Genomic DNA, 18,244 nt, shown 5'->3' on the forward strand with positions numbered 1-18,244 from the left:
GGGGCGATCGCTCGCCCCGCTTCAAAATCGGCATTCGAATTGAACTATTACCAAGCTGGAATGACTGAGCCTTTGAAAGTTTCAGCAATAAACTGTTTCACTTCCGGGCTGTGATAGCTGCTGACCAGCGTCTTCACCCATTCGGCATCCTTGTCGGCAGTGCGGACGACCAGCACATTGACATAAGGTGCCTTTTCGCCTTCGCGGATAAGTGCGTCACCAGCCGGGTTAAGACCTGCTTCCAGCGCGTAATTGGTATTGATGACGGCAGCGTCCACATCTTCGAGCGAACGCGGCAATTGCGCGGCATCGAGTTCCACGAATTTCAGGTTTTTCGGGTTTTCAGTCACATCAATTGACGTAACCTTCAGGCCCTTCGACGCATCGAGCTTGATCAGGCCGTTATCTGCAAGCACCAGAAGCGCACGACCGCCATTGGTCGGATCGTTCGGGATGGCGATGGTCGCACCGTCAGCCAGTTCCGAGATGTTTTTCATCTTTTTGGAATATACGCCCATCGGGAAGTTGACCGTTGGCGCTACTGTCTCAATCGGAAAGCCACGATCTGCGACCTGATTGTCGAGGTAGGGCTGATGCTGGAAAGAATTAGCATCAAGCGCCTTATCGGCCAGTGCCATGTTCGGAATCACATAATCAGAAAATTCCTGAATATCGATTTCCATACCCTTGGTGGCTGCAACCTCCTTGACCTTTTCCATGATCTGCGCGTGCGGCCCTGGTGTCACGCCAATGCGAATCTTTTCAGCAAAAGCGCTTCCAGTTGAAAAAAGGGCGAATGCAGCGGCTGCAATGATCAACTTACGCATAGACGTCTCCAGTCAAATCGTTATCGACGCATTCGTGCTTGGTTGGGAGGTCCGCTTTCAAATGCGCCTGTGAAAGGTGATGGCCCGGATGAATCACTTTAACCCACTATGCGCAACAAAAAAGCAGCCCTAAAGGCCGCTTTCCAAAAACCAATATCAAACAGCTTAACGCGTCTTACGTCGCAAACGGACGATAATATCCACATTGACGATTTCCATGCCTTCCGGTGCTTCGGGCATGTTGGAGACTGTTGGCTGACCACGTTCGCCATGCGGAATATCGAAAACGACATTCTCGCCTTCAAGGAAGAAGTGCTGGTGATCAGAAATATTGGTGTCGAAATAGGTCTTCGAACCTTCAACGGCGATGATGCGCAGCATACCGGCTTCGGTAAACTGGTGCAGCGTGTTGTAGACGGTTGCTAGCGATACCGGCACATTTGCCAGTACAGCTTCTTCATGAAGGTCTTCAGCGGAAAGATGCCGATCACCCTGCGCGTAAATCAGGCTGGCAAGCGAAACACGCTGACGCGTCGGGCGCAAACCAGCCCCGCGAAGCCGTTCTTCCATTGAAACCATCGAGTGGTTGGCATGATAATTCTGCATATTCACCCTTGGATCCGTCATAAGCTTGTAGCAATTTCGTCAAAGATTAAACGGGCTGTTGCCCATTGCATACTGACATTGATATATGCCGTTGCGAATTAAGTATCAATAGGCATGGTAAAACCCGCCTTTTTTGGGAAAACCCTCTGCACTATTTTACTGACGGAAACACTCTATGTTAGAGGTGTTCCCGAACAGACGACAACCCGACTGCTTCTGGCGACAGAAATGGTCACATCAGAATGATCCTCAAGGGAGGCGTAATGGCAGAACAGAAATCGAGCTACGGGTATGAAGAGCTCCTCAGCTGCGCACGCGGTGAGTTGTTCGGTCCCGGCAATGCACAGCTCCCCCTGCCGCCAATGCTGATGGTGCACCGCATCACCGAAATTTCCGAAACCGGCGGGGAGTTCGACAAGGGCTATATCCGCGCGGAATATGACGTAAGCCCAGACGACTGGTATTTCCCATGCCATTTTCAGGGAAACCCGATCATGCCTGGTTGCCTTGGCCTCGATGGCATGTGGCAGCTGACAGGTTTCTTCCTCGGCTGGCTCGGTGAGCCGGGCCGCGGTATGGCCCTGTCCACTGGTGAAGTGAAGTTCAAGGGCATGGTTCGCCCACACACCAAGCTTCTGCAGTACGGCATCGACTTCAAGCGCGTCATGCGTGGTCGCCTTGTTCTCGGCACGGCAGACGGCTGGCTGAAAGCTGATGGCGAAACCATCTACAAGGCAAGCGACCTGCGCGTCGGCCTGTCAAAAGATGGCGACGGCGCTTAATACATTCATCATTCACGGGCGCGACTGCAGAAAATAATGAGTTTTCATGCAGCCGCGCTCAAAACATGCGAAGATCGCACCTATGTAACCGGGAACAAGGGTCAGCCTTCACGGGTTGATCACACGGAACAGGTGTAAAGGAGAACGCGATGCGGCGTGTGGTCGTAACGGGTATGGGGATTGTATCCTCGATTGGAAACAACACCGAAGAGGTAACAACCTCTCTGCGTGAAGCCAAATCCGGCATTTCCCGTGCTGAAGAATATGCCGAACTCGGTTTCCGTTGCCAGGTGCACGGCGCACCGAAAATCGACGTTGAAGCGCTCGTAGATCGCCGCGCAATGCGTTTTCATGGTCGTGGTACGGCATGGAATCACGTCGCTATGGATCAGGCGATTGCCGATGCAGGTCTTTCGGAGGAGCAGGTCTCCAATGATCGTACCGGCATCATCATGGGTTCTGGTGGTCCTTCGACACGCACGATCGTCGATTCCGCCGACATCACCCGTGAAAAAGGCCCGAAGCGCGTCGGTCCTTTTGCAGTGCCGAAAGCTATGAGCTCGACTGCATCGGCCACGCTCGCAACATTCTTCAAGATCAAGGGTATCAACTACTCGATCTCGTCGGCTTGTGCGACGTCGAACCATTGTATCGGCAATGCGTTTGAAATGATCCAGTACGGCAAGCAGGACCGCATGTTTGCGGGCGGCTGTGAAGATCTCGACTGGACGCTTTCGGTGCTGTTCGACGCAATGGGTGCCATGTCATCCAAGTATAATGAAACGCCATCAACCGCCTCGCGCGCTTACGACAAAAACCGTGACGGTTTTGTTATTGCTGGCGGTGCAGGCGTTCTCGTGCTGGAAGATCTTGAAACAGCCCTTGCTCGCGGTGCGAAGATTTACGGCGAAATCGTCGGCTACGGTGCAACGTCTGACGGCTACGACATGGTAGCACCATCAGGCGAAGGCGCGGTCCGCTGCATGAAGATGGCGCTCTCGACCGTCACAAGCAAGATCGATTACATCAACCCACACGCAACCTCGACGCCAGCAGGCGACGCTCCGGAAATCGAAGCGATTCGTCAGGTCTTTGGCTCAGGCGATGCCTGCCCGCCAATCGCAGCGACCAAGTCGCTGACCGGCCATTCGCTCGGTGCAACCGGCGTTCAGGAAGCAATCTACTCGCTTTTGATGATGCAGAATAACTTCATCTGCGAAAGCGCTCATATCGAAGAACTGGATCCTGCCTTCGCGGACATGCCTATCGTTCGCAAGCGCATCGACAATGCTCAGCTCAATACAGTGCTCTCCAACTCCTTCGGATTTGGCGGCACCAATGCCACGCTGGTGTTCCAGCGTTATCAGGGCTGACGGAGAGGGACAATATGGAAGGTCTGATGCAAGGTAAACGCGGCCTCATTATGGGGGTCGCGAATAACCACTCACTCGCATGGGGAATTTCTAAGCAGCTCGCAGCGCAGGGTGCCGAACTCGCATTCACTTATCAGGGCGATGCACTCGGTAAACGCGTCAAGCCACTGGCCGAACAGGTCGGTTCGGATATGGTGCTGCCTTGCGATGTGGAAGACATTGCTTCGGTCGATGCCGTTTTCGCTGAAATCGAGAAGAAATGGGGAAAGCTTGATTTCATCGTTCACGCCATTGGCTTTTCGGACAAGACGGAGCTGAAGGGACGTTACGCAGACGTCACCACGCGCGATAATTTCAGCCGCACCATGGTGATCTCTGCCTATTCCTTCACGGAAATGGCACAGCGTGCAGAAAAGCTCATGAAGGACGGCGGCTCGATCCTGACGCTGACCTATGGCGGTTCCACGCGCACTATCCCGAACTACAACGTCATGGGCGTCGCCAAGGCCGCTCTTGAAGCGATGGTTCGTTATCTCGCTGCCGATTACGGTCCGCAGGGTATCCGCGTTAACGCGATCTCGGCTGGTCCGGTTCGCACGCTGGCCGGTGCAGGTATTGGCGATGCACGCGCAATCTTCAGCTATCAGCGCCGTAACTCACCGCTTCGCCGCACTGTCGATATCGATGATGTGGGCAAATCGGCTGTTTATCTGCTGTCGGATCTTTCGAGCGGTGTAACCGGCGAAATCCACTATGTGGATTCGGGCTACAACATCGTTTCGATGCCAACGCTGGAAGAACTGAAGAGTTCGGCTGACACACGCGGCGAATAAGTCTCATAAGCTTGATAAAAAAAGGCCGCCTTTCGAGGCGGCCTTTTTTGTCTCATTTCTTAGCATCGAATATTTTGAAGCCGTTCGCTTCCTCAAGAACAGTCACGTTCTTAAACAAGCTTTTAAGTGTCGCCTCATAAGGCAATTGCCTGTTCGCTACCATCAGCAGACGTCCGCCGGTTTTCAGCCGTGAAGCGGCGGCTGCGATAAAGGTTTGACCGAGCGACACTTCGGTTGCCCGTCCCTCGTGAAACGGCGGGTTCATAATCACCGTGTCGTAAATGCCGGTCAGTTTTTCACTCGTTACATCAAACCAATTAAACGAAATCGGCACGGATGCACCAAGACGCTCCAGATTGCCGCGCGCGGCCTCCAGTGCTTCGTAATCAGCTTCAAAAAGATCGATACCCTTAAGACGATCAGCATATTTGAGGCTTTGCGCCGCCAAATAACCCCAGCCAGCACCAAGATCGGCGACCTGACCAAAGACGATCTTTTCCATATGCGGCACCAGCAGAGCTGAGCCTTTATCGATCGCGCCATGCGAGAACATACCCGGCTCTGTGCGGAACACATCATCAATATCTGTCGCCAGCGGCTTCAGAGCATCGATAAAATCATTTGTCAGGTCAGCAGGGCGTTGCAGCCAAAAGGCCACCGCATGGTTCTTTGACAGGCGATCGCTGATTTCAGCGATATTGCCGACCCATTTGCGAAAACTATCGACACCAAGCTTCTTGTCGCCACACACGACGATCCACCCACCCGGTTCAACACGCGCCAGAAGCTCCGCAAACCATGCCTCATTGCGTCCGCGATGTTTTCCGAGCAGAAGTAGCCCCCCAGAATAACGGCTCTCCTCGTCTAATTCTGGTGCCAATCTGGGAATTGCGTTGAAGCCTTCCTTGTTGAGTGCCAGCCAGTCGGGACGCCAGGGCTGCAGGAAAGTCAGTGCCTGCTTCCATTCGGCCTCAAGATTCCGATCTGCAGACAAGCCGCAGGCAAGGTACGATTGACCCTCTGCAGGCATATCCAGAATGTCCTGATAGAAGGGGAGAAAGAGTGTCTGTTGTGCCGGTGTCATCATGCTTCACCCATGCCGATCAATCATTCAACGCGCAACAAAAAAAGCGCGCCACACGGACGCGCTTTCTGGATTAACAGAAGATGGGACGCTTACTCAGCGTCAGCTTCTGCCTTCTTTTCTGCAACGACTTCCTTGCCGGTTTCCTGATCGACGACCTTCATCGACAGGCGAACCTTGCCACGCTCGTCAAAGCCCATGAGCTTGACCCAGACCTTCTGGCCTTCCTTGACCACATCAGTGGTCTTGGCAACGCGGTCGGCAGCCAGCTGCGAGATGTGAACCAGACCATCGCGTGGACCAAAGAAGTTTACGAATGCGCCGAAGTCAGCGGTCTTAACAACTGTACCTTCGTAGATTTCGCCAACTTCCGGTTCAGCAACAATCGAGTGAATCCACTTCTTAGCGGCTTCGATTTCCTTGCCGTTCGACGAAGCGATCTTGACCGTACCATCGTCTTCGATGTTGATCTTGGCGCCAGTCTTTTCAACGATTTCGCGGATAACCTTACCGCCCGAACCGATAACATCACGGATCTTGTCGGTCGGAATGTTCATCACTTCGATGCGTGGAGCAAATTCACCGAGTTCTTCACGCGAGGTCGAAAGAGCCTTAGCCATTTCGCCAAGAATGTGAACGCGACCGCCCTTAGCCTGTTCCAGAGCAACCTTCATGATCTCTTCGGTGATACCGTCGATCTTGATGTCCATCTGAAGCGCGGTGATGCCGTTTTCAGTACCGGCTACCTTGAAATCCATGTCGCCGAGGTGATCTTCATCACCGAGAATGTCGGAAAGAACAGCGTAACGCTCATCTTCCTTGATCAGGCCCATGGCGATACCGGCAACTGGACGTGCCAGCGGAACGCCTGCATCCATCAGCGCCAGCGAGGTGCCGCAAACGGTTGCCATCGAAGACGAACCATTCGATTCGGTGATCTCGGAAACCGAACGGATCGTGTAAGGGAACTGTTCAGCAGCTGGCAGCATTGGGTGGATTGCGCGCCATGCGAGCTTACCATGACCGATTTCACGACGGCCTGGCGAACCCATACGGCCAGTTTCACCAACCGAATATGGTGGGAAGTTGTAGTGCAGCATGAAGGATTCCTTATAGGTACCCGTCAATGCATCAATCATCTGTTCGTCTTCGCCGGTGCCGAGCGTGGCAACAACGATAGCCTGCGTTTCACCGCGGGTGAAGAGCGCCGAACCGTGCGTGCGTGGCAGAAGGCCAACTTCCGAAACGATCGAACGAACGGTCGAAAGGTCACGACCGTCAATGCGGCTACCGGTGTCAAGAATGTTCCAGCGAACAATCTTAGCCTGCAGGTGCTTGAACACGGTTGCAAATTTTTCAGCCGAGAATTCTGGCTCTTCAACGCCCTCAGGGAAGAAGTGAGCCTTCGCCTTGGCCTTGGCAGCGTCAACAGCCGTGTAACGAGCCTGCTTTTCGGTGATCTTGTAGGCATCACGCAGATCGTTTTCAACGACTGCAAGCATCTTAGCTTCAAGATCCGACAGATCTTCCGGCTGGAAGTCGCGTGGTTCCTTGGCAGCAACTTCAGCGAGCTTGATGATCGCATCGATAACTGGCTGGAAGCCCTTCTGGCCGAAAATAACGGCACCGAGCATGACTTCTTCGGAGAGTTCCTGTGCTTCCGATTCAACCATCAGAACGGCGTCAGAAGTACCGGCAACAACCAGATCAAGCTTCGATTCTGGCATTTCGTCGATGTTCGGGTTCAGAACATATTCGCCGTTGATGTAGCCAACGCGTGCACCACCGATCGGGCCCATGAAAGGAACGCCGGAAATGGTGAGTGCTGCCGAAGCTGCAACCATCGACAGGACATCTGGGTTGTTTTCGAGGTCGTGCTGAACGACGGTCAGAACAACCTGTGTGTCGTTCTTGTAGCCATCAACGAAAAGCGGACGGATTGGACGGTCGATCAGGCGCGAAACCAGCGTTTCGTTTTCGCTCGGACGGCCTTCACGCTTGAAGTAACCACCAGGGATCTTGCCAGCGGCATAGGTCTTTTCCTGATAGTTGACGGTGAGCGGGAAGAAATCCTGGCCTGGCTTTGGTTCCTTGGCAGAAACCACAGTCGCGAGAACGACGGTTTCACCATAGGTTGCCAAAACTGCACCGTCGGCCTGACGTGCGATCTTACCGGTTTCGAGTGTGAGCGGACGACCGCCCCATTCGATTTCTACTTTGTGGGTATTGAACATATCTTGTCCTCTTGTGGCGATGCCGCGCAAAAGCGCCTGAAGACATCACCTCGGTTGGCGGACAGGCCACGGGCAAGACAACGGGAAGTTCGTTACGTGTCGGAACATTCATTTGCGAATATTCTCTGGCACGAACTACCTGCAATCCTGCCCCATGACTGGTCCAGGTCATGAGCCTTTTGGCTCGTCATCGGCATGACGGAATGCACCCGGTGCGCCGTCTCATGCCAGTGGGCATACGCCCAATATAATCGCATTCGCTATTGGAAAGCGGCTATCCGCTCATCCTTGGAATACACTTTGCGCATCTTGTCCGAAAACCGCTTCGCACTTTTCGGGAGGCGCCTTAAATCAAAAGGGCGACGTTTTGAGACGTCGCCCGATTTTACCGTTAACGGCGCAGACCCAGACGGGAAACCAGCGCCTGGTAACGTGCCTGGTCGATGCCCTTGACATAGTCAAGAAGACGACGACGCTGCGAAACCAGCTTCAGAAGGCCGCGACGCGAATGATTGTCATTCTTGTGGCCCTTGAAGTGTTCGGTCAGGTTGGCAATACGCTCGGAAAGAACCGCAACCTGTACTTCAGGAGAACCGGTATCGCCTTCCTTGGTGGCGTATTCCTTGATAAGTGCTTGCTTGCGCTCAGCAGTAATCGACATCGTACACCCTTTCTTGATGAGAGGAAAAACAGACGCCCAGGCCGGGATGTCGTCCAGCGCGGGCCATTTACACGATCTGACGTACATTATGTACGATCGCTGAAGGGGCATATAGTTCAAATTTGGCAGAAATACCAGTCCGAAATATGCCCCAACTTTTGAGAGACCAGTTTAGCCCGCTGTAAACACGCGCTTTGGCTTGAACTGACCATGCTCAATGTAGCCAATGGCAAGCAGTTTGCCATGCGACGTCACGCAAGCCTCATCCGCTTCAAGTGGCGCATCGCGGCCACGAATGATCACGGGATTACCGAGACGAACGCGCTGTGCCTGATCGTCAGACAGGGCAACCTGTGGCAGGCAATCTAGTGCGGCACCGGTATCGATGATCAGGGCATCCATTGCCGAGAAGTCGCGACGTGCTGCTGGCTGCTCAACAATCTCGGCATCGGCCTCGCCTTCTTCCTTTTTCGGCGGCAGCGGAGGCCACGCTTCTTCGAGCTCTGCCAGAGTTACCAGATCTTCATCGGTGAAAGGAGCAACTTCGATGCGACGCAAATCCGAAATATGGCCATAGCAGCCGAGATCACGGCCCATATCGCGCGCAAGCGAGCGAACATAGGTGCCCTTGGAGCATTCGACTTCGAATTCGGTGCGATTTGCGTCCGGAAACTCGACAATTTCGAGGCGATCAATTTCGACTTCACGCGCCGGAATTTCTACCGTTTCACCTTCACGCGCCAGATCATAGGCGCGTTCGCCTGCAATCTTGATAGCCGAAAACTGCGGCGGAATCTGCGAGATAACGCCTGTATAATTAGGCAGCAGCGCTTCGACATCCGCACGCGAGGGGCGGTTATCTGAGTTTTTGGTGGCAACACCTTCAAGATCGTCGGTCGACCGTTCCTCGCCCCATGTCACTGTGAAACGATAAACCTTGGTTCCATCCATGACGTAAGGTACGGTTTTGGTGGCTTCACCCAGAGCAATAGGCAACATGCCCGAGGCAAGAGGATCAAGCGTACCGGCATGGCCGGCCTTTTCGGCATTGAACAACCACTTGATCTTCGAGACCGCTTCGGTCGATCCCATGCCCTTCGGCTTGTCAAAAATGACCCAGCCGGAAACCGGACGACCTTTTTTCTTGCCTCGTCTTGCCATGCTTTATTCGTCTCCATTGCGGGAGGTTGCGTCCTCGCCGTCATCTTCATCATGCCCAAGGTCACGCGCCACTTCCGGCGAACGGAGAAGCGCATCAATCTTGGAAAAATTATCAAAGCTGGTATCTGCGCGGAAACGGAATTCCGGCATATATTTCATCTGGCTGAGGCTTGGAGCCATGCGACCGCGAATGAATTTCGCGTTTGCAGCCAATGCTTTGATCACAGCCTGTACATCAGTGCTGCCCAGCGGTGTGATGAAGCAGGTCGCGATCTTGAGATCAGGCGACATGCGAACTTCCGACACCGAAATAACCGTACGCTCGATTACGTCATCGCGAATTTCTCCGCGCTGAAGAACCTGAGCCAATGCGTGACGCACCTGTTCGCCCACACGGAGCTGGCGCTGGGAAAGGCCACCTGAGCCTTTTGGATCTGGAGAACGTGCCATAGCTGTATCCTCGATAAACAGCCATCAATCGGCGCTCAGTCCCGAAAGGCTGGCCGACAAAATGGCTACAAACTGGTAAGCGCAATAAAGCGCAATCTACCACAATTCAGATGGGAGTCAGACCCTCGGAACCGGGCAACGGAAATGTAAGAAAGCCGTGCCGCCCATGATAGGGCGACACGGCATAATGCTATTAAAGCGTACGGGTAATGTGTTCGACGCGGAACGCTTCGATCGTATCGCCAGCGCGGATATCGTCGTAGTTTTCGAACGCCATACCGCATTCCTGGCCCATAGGCACTTCCGACACTTCGTCCTTGAAGCGCTTGAGCGTCTTGAGCTTGCCTTCGTGGATAACCACGTTGTCACGGATGAGGCGGACGCCTGCACCACGTTCAACCTTACCGTCAACCACACGGCAACCAGCAACCTTACCGACCTTGGTGATGTTGAAGACTTCGAGAATCTCAGCATTACCGATGAAGGTTTCACGGCGTTCTGGTGACAGAAGACCGGACATTGCTGCTTTAACATCTTCGATCAGATCGTAAATGATGTTGTAGTAGCGGATTTCAGTACCCTGCTGATCAGCTGCATCACGCGCCTGCTTGTTGGCACGAACGTTGAAGCCGATGATCGCGGCATTGGAGGCTTCGGCCAGCGACACGTCGCTTTCCGTGATACCACCTGCGCCCGAATGAACGATGCGGGCACGCACTTCGTCTGTGCCAAGCTTGTCGAGAGCGGTAATAATCGCTTCGACCGAACCCTGCACGTCACCCTTGATGACGAGCGGGAATTCCTTAGTACCCGAAGACTGAAGCTGGCTCATCATATGCTCGAGCGAGCCACGCTGGCCTGTCTGACGTGCAACAGCCTTATCGCGGGCAAGACGCTGGCGATAATCGGCAATTTCACGAGCCTTGGCTTCATTGGCAACAACTGCGAAGCGATCACCTGCCTGCGGCGTACCCTGGAGACCGAGGATCTCGACCGGCATAGCAGGTCCAGCTTCCTTCACATGATCGCCATGGTCGTTTACCAGAGCGCGTACACGGCCCCATTCGTTACCGGCAGCGATGATGTCGCCCGGATGCAGCGTACCCTTCTGAACCAGAACGGTTGCAACCGAACCACGACCGCGGTCGAGCTGGGCTTCGATAACCACACCTTCAGCCGTACGTGTCGGATCAGCCTTGAGATCAAGGATTTCAGCCTGCAACAGAACTGCTTCAAGCAGCTTGTCGAGGTTGATCTTGTTCTTGGCCGAAACTTCGACGTCGAGCACTTCACCGCCCATGGTTTCCACAAAAACATCGTGTTGGAGCAGCTGTGTACGAACCTTCTGCGCATCGGCTTCAGGCTTGTCGATCTTGTTAATTGCAACAATGATCGGAACGCCAGCTGCCTTGGCATGATTGATCGATTCAATGGTCTGCGGCATGACGCTATCGTCTGCTGCAACCACCAGGATCGCAATATCGGTCGCCTGAGCACCACGAGCACGCATTGCCGTAAAGGCTGCGTGGCCTGGCGTATCGATGAAGGTGATCTTCTGGCCGTTCTGTTCGACCTGATAAGCACCGATATGCTGCGTGATGCCACCAGCTTCGCCCGAAACGACGTTTGCGTGACGGATAGCATCGAGGAGCGAGGTCTTGCCGTGATCGACGTGACCCATAATGGTTACGACCGGAGGACGTGAAACCAATGCGCCTTCGTTATCAGCAACATCGAAGATGCCTTCTTCAACGTCCGATTCAGCAACGCGTTTGACGGTGTGGCCAAATTCTTCAGCGATCAGCTGCGCCATATCCGCATCGATGACGTCGCCTGGCTTCATCATCTGGCCCTGCTTCATCAGGTACTTGATGATGTCAACCGAACGCTCGGTCATACGCTGTGCAAGTTCCTGCAGCGTAATGGTTTCAGGAATGGTCACTTCACGAGAGATCTTCTCGCGAGTTTCCTGCATCTGCGAACGCTTGAACTTTTCCTGACGACGACGCATCGCCGACAGCGAACGCGAACGACCTTCATCTTCCAGATTGCTGGAGATCGTCAGCTTGCCACGACGGCGGTCATCTTCACCCTTAACAACCTTCGGTGCGCGCACTTCAGGCTTTGCTGGAGTGCTGCGACGTGCGCCGGCTGGACCACGACGATCATCGTCATCGACGGAACCGCCCGGCTTGCGCTGCTGGCTCTGAGGCAAAGGTTTATTGGCTGTTGGAATAACGTCGGCAATCGCTGGCGATGCCGGACGCTGTCCCTGGCCTTGACCCTGACCGGGACGACCGCCCTGTTGTGGACGACCGGAATGTTGCGGACGTCCGCCCTGCGGCGCAGGACGCGCATCGTCACGACGCTCGGTGCGTGCTTCGGTCTGTGGAGCGCGCTTGGCAGCTTCAGCCTCGGCACGAGCCTTGGCTTCTGCTTCTGCCTTGATACGGGCTTCTTCCTCCGCCTGACGGCGAGCGGATTCTTCACGTTCCTTGGCGCGGCGTGCATCTTCTTCAGCGCGGCGCTTGGCTTCTTCAGCTGCGCGAACGCGATCTTCTGCATCACGAACCAACGCGCCTTCGAGCGCACGACGGCGTGCGTCCATTTCGGAGCGAGACAGCGTGTTCAGCACCATGCCCGAGCGATCAGACTGGCGAGGACGCTGTTGCTGCTGGCCAGGGCGCTGCTGATGACGTGGCTGCTGCTGTGTTGATTGTGGGCGCGGAGCCGCCGGTGCGGCAGCAGCAGGCTTTGGCTGCGGTGCTGCAGGAGCAGCCGGGGCCGGTGCCTTGGCTATTGGCTGAGCAGGTGCAGCTTGTACCGGCGCAGCAACGGGAGCCGTTGTTGCAGCTGGTGCTGGCGCGGCCGCAGGTGCTGGAGCTGCCGGAGCAGGCGCTGCTGGCTTCGGTGCCAGTGCTTCCGCTTCAGGCTTCTCATCAGGCCGTGAGAACTTGCGCTTCTTGGTTTCAACGACGACAGCCTTTGTGCGGCCGTGGCTGAAATTCTGGCGCACGGTGCTCTGCTCAACGCCTGGCCGCTTAATGGTCAGCGTCTTCTTGGAGTTGACGCTCAGCGTCTTGTCGTCGTTTGTTTTATCGCTCATTACGTTTCCGTTTCCTTCGCGGCTTCAGCCGCTTTACCCGAGCATTATCCAACGCGATCAGATCATTTTGAATAATGCTCCGGTCATCCACTTTAGCGCACAATCCGGTTAGGCCAACCAGGCCGATTATCCGGTTCATGCTCCAGAGCGGATCCCGTCTCGTCGGGATTAAGAGAACCGCTCTACCAATTTATAACTCAGCAGTGTCGGACTGCCGTTTCAACTCAATGGGCTTTCGCCACGATATCGATGCAATAAAAGCAACCGTTGCACGACCCCGGCTGCTGCCTTTCCGTCGAGCACGGCTGCATGTATCACATTTCCACCCCCAAATGCCAAATCCATTTCTTCTCCCTTAAAAAGAGTGAAGGCCGGGATTTCGGGGCCATCCATACGAACCACCACACGGCGGGCTTGATCCAGTTTACGCACGCCATCAGAAGCGGCTTCCTGTGCATGCAAAACCAATGCCGCAGCACCGGAACGAATTGCCTGATCCACCTTAGTGGAACCAGATACAACTGCACCGGATTTACGAGCCAGCGCGAGACTACCGAGTGCAGACTTCGTCAACAGCTGGTCAACCAGCGCGCCAAGATCTGCTTGCGGCTTCACATCGTCTTTCAGCGCCCGCGCAAAAAGCTTGCGCTTGACGGCTTCGTCTACAAGACGACGTTCCGCCTTGACCCAGCAACCTCTGCCCGGCAAATTCCGCTTCAGGTCAGGTACAACCGAACCATCAGGCCCAGCAACGAACCGGATCAGATCATCTGCCGATCCGCTTTCCCGCGTGACGATACAGGTTCTATCATTCATATCCTGCTCCGCACGCAAACTCGGTTTTACCATCGATGCCTGTTACTTATTACCAAACTGGCAGCGACCTAGCAGAGCTGACGCCACTTCTCAATACGAAACTCTAAAACGCCATAAATTGCGCCCGAATTGCTCCGGGCGCAACCGCAATGCCGTCTCTTGTCTTTTTACGAAGCGACTTCTTCTTCGCCAGCTTCGCTCTCGTCGTTGGTTTCAACCGCAACGAGCTCTTCTTCAGTGATCCAGCCAGCCTTCAAGCGAGCAGTCAGGATCATCTGTTCAGCATCAACGCGTGAAACATCGAACGAAGAGAGGATACCGCTGTGATTAACGGTTTCTCCGTCCTTGCGTTCACGCCAGCCGACGAGATCGTCAACAGCATAACCCGCAAAGTCTTCGATATTCTTCACTCCGTCCTCGCCGACGGCAACCAACATGGCTGTGGTAAGACCCGGAAGCTCGCGAAGTTCGTCTTCAACACCCAGTTCCTTGCGGCGGGCATCCTGTTCGCCTTCAATGCGCTCCAGGAATTCGCGTGCGCGTTCCTGAATTTCACCAGCGGTATCTTCATCAAAGCCGTCGATCGAGGCAATTTCGCCTGGCTCGACATATGCCAGTTCTTCAACAGAGGCAAAGCCTTCAGAAGCCAGAACCTGACCAACCATCTCATCAACGTTGAGGGCTTCCATGAACAGGTTCGAACGCTCGGCAAATTCCTTCTGACGACGTTCGGATTCTTCGTCTTCCGTCAGGATGTCGATATCCCAGCCTGTCAACTGCGAAGCAAGGCGCACGTTCTGACCGCGACGACCGATTGCTAGTGATAGTTGGTCATTCGGAACGACAACTTCAATACGTTCTGCGTCTTCATCAAGAACAACCTTGGCAACTTCAGCAGGCTGAAGCGCGTTGACGATGAAGGAAGCAGCATCTGGCGACCAAGGAATAATGTCGATCTTTTCGCCCTGCAGTTCGGCAACAACAGCCTGAACACGAGAGCCGCGCATACCGACACAGGCACCAACCGGATCAATCGATGCGTCGCGTGAAACCACGGCGATCTTGGCGCGCGAACCTGGGTCACGAGCAACCGACTTGATCTCAATGATGCCGTCGTAGATTTCCGGCACTTCCATGGTGAAAAGCTTCGCCATGAAAGAAGGATGGGTACGCGACAGGAAAATCTGCGGACCGCGCTGTTCGCGACGAACGTCGTAAACATAAGCGCGGATACGATCGCCATAACGGAAAGCTTCACGCGGGATCAGTTCGTCACGACGAACGATTGCTTCACCTCGGCCAAGATCAACGATCACATTGCCATATTCAACACGCTTGACGGTGCCGTTAGCGATTTCGCCGACGCGATCCTTGAATTCGTCATACTGGCGGTCGCGCTCGGCTTCGCGCACCTTCTGCACGATAACCTGCTTGGCAGACTGAGCGGCAATACGGCCGAAATCCATTGGCGGCAGCTGGTCGGCGATGAAATCACCAACCTGCGCATCTGGATTGCGATCGCGCGCAGTGAACAGCGAAATCTGCGTGGAATAGTCTTCAACAGTCTCGACCACTTCGAGCAGACGCTGAAGCTTGATCTCACCGGACTTTGCATTGATGTCGGCGCGGATGTTGCTTTCCTGACCGTAACGCGAACGCGCAGCCTTCTGGATCGCATCGGCCATGGCCGCAAGAACGATCTCACGGTCAATCGACTTCTCGCGTGCAACCGCATCAGCGATCTGCAGAAGTTCCAGCCTGTTTGCACTGACTGCCATAGGTCTCTCCTTGGTGACGCATCCGTTCGCCTTTAGGAACCGGACGCCTGAAACTCACTTTGAAACTTACTTCTCTTCGGATTCCGTCGAAGCGGCTTCCTGATTGTCTTCGGTCGACTCGTCTCCGCGCCCATCACCCAGATCATCTCCGGGAATGCGGCCTTCCCGCAGGGCCTTGTCCTTGCGCAGCGCATCGCGAATGAGTTCATCGGTCAGAACCAGACGCGCATCGGAGATCAGATCGAACGGAATGCGAACAACCGGTTCATTACCGTATGAAATCTGATCACTTTCGATCACGATAGAATCGGCATCACCGACCACGATGCGACCGCGAAACTTCTTTCGTCCTTCATGAACGATCGAGGTCTCGACCTTTGCGATATGTCCCGCCCAATCGCTGAAATCGGACTTACGAACCATCGGACGATCAATACCCGGCGACGAGATTTCAAGATGGTACTTGCCGCTGATCGGATCTTCGACATCGAGAACCGGAGCCACGGTGCGGCTCAACAATTCGCAATCCTCAACTGTCATCGTGCCATCTGGACGCTCGGCCATGATCTGCAGCGTCTGACCATTGAGGCCGGAAAGGCGCACGCGCACAAGGCGGAAACCCAGCGTATTGATCACCGGCTCCACAATGCCTGCTACTTTTGCATCGACGCCCGTTTCGCGAATGATACGCTCATCTGCGTTTACGGCCTCAATTGCCTGTTCCTGTTCCGTCACTCGATAAACCTTTTTCACAGAGCCGTAGTTAACAAAAAAGAGCGGGTCCGGGAGGGCCCACTCTTGTTCAAACGACCAAGAATTTGAAACTTATATACCAGCTGATGCGGATTTTTTCAAGGCCGCAATTGAGGCCGCAATTCAACCAACCATCAAAGCCTGATGAATGTCAGATAGGCAGCAACGCGTCCTTCACGGAAAGCCTTTGCTTCATAGCGCGTGCCTGGCCAGCCGTCATAGGCGTTATTCCAGTCATCCGGGCCTGTCGCCTGCCATTCGAACGCCGGGTGCCTGCGGCAGTGCTGCAGCGTCCAGTTGACGTAATGTTCGATATCAGAAGCGAAACGGAACTTCGTGCCTGGCTTCAGCAGACGCGCGAAACGATCAAGATTTGCATCACTGACAAAGCGCCGTTTCCAGTGGCGACGCTTATGCCAAGGATCTGGATAGAAAAGATCGATGCCAGAAAGCGATGCATCAGGCAGCCAATCCAGCACATCGGTCGCATCTTCATCATAGAGACGAAGATTAGTGCGCGGCGCTTCATGAAGGGCCGCCAGCATCTTGGCCATACCATTGACGAAAGGCTCGACACCAATGAAGCCCGACTGCGGATAGCGCCCACTCTCATGATAGAGATGTTCGCCACCACCAAAGCCGATTTCCATGCGCACATTCTCAACCGGCGCTTCAAACAATGTCCTCAAATCCTGCGGCGCAGGTGTATCGAGGTCCAGTTTCAGACGCGGCAGCAAATCTTCGAAAAGATTATTCTGATGTGGACGGAGTGGCTTGCCATGACGGCGGCCGAAAAAGTTTCCGGCCGCGCGTACGGGATGGGATTCATCGGTCATTTATCGCTGTTCCAGTTAAAGCGGTATCGTGGGAACCGCTCTAACTCTTTTTTTCGCATTATCCTATGCAAAACCGCTGCGCAGTATTGCTGGAAATGTAATCAATCAGGCTGAGAGTGCTGCCTTCAATGCCTTGGTAAGATCGGTCTTCTCCCAGGAGAAGGAACCATCACGACCAGCCTTGCGACCAAAATGGCCGTAAGAAGAGGTCTTGGCATAGATAGGCTTGTTGAGATCTAGATGCTTGCGGATGCCGGTTGGCGACAGGTCCATGACCTTGCGCAGCGCTTCCTCAACAGCCGATTCGTCAACCTTGCCGGTGCCGTGCAGGTCAACATAGACCGAAAGCGGCTGGGCAACGCCAATGGCATAGGAAAGCTGGATCGTGCAACGGTCTGCAAGATTGGCAGCAACTACGTTCTTGGCAAGATAACGCGCAGCATAAGCCGCCGAACGATCGACCTTGGTCGTGTCCTTGCCGGAGAATGCACCGCCGCCGTGCGGTGCTGCGCCGCCATAAGTGTCGACGATGATCTTGCGACCGGTCAGACCGGCGTCACCATCCGGACCGCCAATGACAAATTTACCGGTTGGATTGATGTACCAGTTGCAGTTTGCGGCAACCGGCAGATCGCCAAGCGCTTCGCGAATGTAAGGCTCGACAACCGAACGCACCTTCTTCGAATCCCAGCTGGCCTCGAGATGCTGCGTCGAAAGAACGATCTGCGTGACTTCAGCGGCCTTGCCGTTCTCGTAACGAACTGTCACCTGGCTCTTGGCGTCAGGGCCGAGCTTACCTAGATCGCCTTCACCTTTGTGGCGGGCTTCGGCAAGCTTTTCGAGAATCTTGTGCGAATAGTAGATCGGCGCTGGCATGAGATCTGGGGTTTCACGGCAGGCATAGCCGAACATGATGCCCTGATCGCCCGCACCTTCTTCGCCCT

At 54.6% G+C, this 18,244-nt stretch carries 16 protein-coding genes; 3 read left to right on the plus strand and 13 right to left on the minus strand.

Going from position 1 to position 18,244, the window contains the following annotated elements; translation table 11 throughout:
- Positions 1-47: 47 nt before the first annotated feature.
- Both RT142_RS04590 and irrA read right to left on the minus strand, forming a co-directional pair.
- Positions 48-827 carry a MetQ/NlpA family ABC transporter substrate-binding protein gene (locus tag RT142_RS04590; protein ID WP_112804542.1) on the minus strand — a complete coding sequence of 260 codons (780 nt, stop codon included), beginning with the start codon at positions 825-827 and terminating at the stop codon, positions 48-50.
- 165 nt (positions 828-992) lie between these two features.
- Positions 993-1,433, minus strand: a complete 441-nt coding sequence (gene irrA / locus RT142_RS04595) for an iron response transcriptional regulator IrrA (RefSeq protein WP_007872859.1) — start codon at positions 1,431-1,433, stop codon at positions 993-995.
- A gap of 263 nt (positions 1,434-1,696) precedes the next feature.
- Here irrA and fabA point away from each other — a divergent pair, with 263 nt between their 5' ends.
- From fabA to fabI, 3 genes are all read left to right on the plus strand, one after another.
- Positions 1,697-2,215: a 3-hydroxyacyl-[acyl-carrier-protein] dehydratase FabA gene (gene fabA, locus RT142_RS04600; RefSeq protein WP_007872855.1), complete on the plus strand. Its 519-nt coding sequence runs from the start codon at positions 1,697-1,699 to the stop codon at positions 2,213-2,215.
- Positions 2,216-2,364: 149 nt separating this feature from the next.
- Positions 2,365-3,588: a beta-ketoacyl-ACP synthase I gene (gene fabB, locus RT142_RS04605; RefSeq protein WP_007872853.1), complete on the plus strand. Its 1,224-nt coding sequence runs from the start codon at positions 2,365-2,367 to the stop codon at positions 3,586-3,588.
- 14 nt (positions 3,589-3,602) lie between these two features.
- Positions 3,603-4,421, plus strand: coding sequence for an enoyl-ACP reductase FabI (fabI, locus tag RT142_RS04610; protein ID WP_064322306.1), 819 nt, complete (start codon positions 3,603-3,605; stop codon positions 4,419-4,421).
- 52 nt (positions 4,422-4,473) lie between these two features.
- On the opposite strand, the gene RT142_RS04615 is transcribed toward fabI, so the two are convergent.
- From RT142_RS04615 to metK, 11 genes are all read right to left on the minus strand, one after another.
- A complete protein-coding gene (locus RT142_RS04615; RefSeq protein ID WP_113158782.1) occupies positions 4,474-5,508 on the minus strand; it encodes a class I SAM-dependent methyltransferase in 1,035 nt (344 codons plus the stop codon).
- Positions 5,509-5,597: 89 nt separating this feature from the next.
- Positions 5,598-7,739: a polyribonucleotide nucleotidyltransferase gene (gene pnp, locus RT142_RS04620; RefSeq protein WP_007872843.1), complete on the minus strand. Its 2,142-nt coding sequence runs from the start codon at positions 7,737-7,739 to the stop codon at positions 5,598-5,600.
- 391 nt (positions 7,740-8,130) lie between these two features.
- Positions 8,131-8,400, minus strand: coding sequence for a 30S ribosomal protein S15 (gene rpsO, locus RT142_RS04625; protein WP_007872840.1), 270 nt, complete (start codon positions 8,398-8,400; stop codon positions 8,131-8,133).
- Between the two features lie 171 nt (positions 8,401-8,571).
- The gene (truB, locus tag RT142_RS04630) at positions 8,572-9,561 is read right to left on the minus strand and encodes a tRNA pseudouridine(55) synthase TruB (protein WP_105519108.1); all 990 of its coding nucleotides are present in this window, start codon (positions 9,559-9,561) and stop codon (positions 8,572-8,574) included.
- A 3-nt stretch (positions 9,562-9,564) separates the two neighbouring features.
- Complete coding sequence (gene rbfA / locus RT142_RS04635; RefSeq protein ID WP_007872832.1) at positions 9,565-10,011, minus strand: 30S ribosome-binding factor RbfA; 447 nt, start codon at positions 10,009-10,011, stop codon at positions 9,565-9,567.
- 193 nt (positions 10,012-10,204) lie between these two features.
- Positions 10,205-13,117: a translation initiation factor IF-2 gene (infB, locus tag RT142_RS04640; RefSeq protein WP_313027648.1), complete on the minus strand. Its 2,913-nt coding sequence runs from the start codon at positions 13,115-13,117 to the stop codon at positions 10,205-10,207.
- Between the two features lie 219 nt (positions 13,118-13,336).
- A complete protein-coding gene (locus RT142_RS04645) occupies positions 13,337-13,966 on the minus strand; it encodes an RNA-binding protein (RefSeq protein WP_083898612.1) in 630 nt (209 codons plus the stop codon).
- A 134-nt stretch (positions 13,967-14,100) separates the two neighbouring features.
- Positions 14,101-15,711, minus strand: a complete 1,611-nt coding sequence (gene nusA, locus RT142_RS04650; RefSeq protein ID WP_007872824.1) for a transcription termination factor NusA — start codon at positions 15,709-15,711, stop codon at positions 14,101-14,103.
- Positions 15,712-15,777: 66 nt separating this feature from the next.
- Entirely contained in the window at positions 15,778-16,446 is a 669-nt protein-coding gene (gene rimP / locus RT142_RS04655; RefSeq protein WP_064322303.1) for a ribosome maturation factor RimP, read from the minus strand.
- Between the two features lie 152 nt (positions 16,447-16,598).
- Positions 16,599-17,300: a tRNA (guanine(46)-N(7))-methyltransferase TrmB gene (locus RT142_RS04660; protein ID WP_007872819.1), complete on the minus strand. Its 702-nt coding sequence runs from the start codon at positions 17,298-17,300 to the stop codon at positions 16,599-16,601.
- A 105-nt stretch (positions 17,301-17,405) separates the two neighbouring features.
- Positions 17,406-18,244: methionine adenosyltransferase (gene metK, locus RT142_RS04665; RefSeq protein ID WP_313027654.1), on the minus strand; the 839-nt coding region annotated here is incomplete at its 5' end.

It is taken from the genome of Brucella sp. (genome assembly GCF_032066345.1).
GTDB classification, from domain to species: domain Bacteria; phylum Pseudomonadota; class Alphaproteobacteria; order Rhizobiales; family Rhizobiaceae; genus Brucella; species Brucella pseudogrignonensis.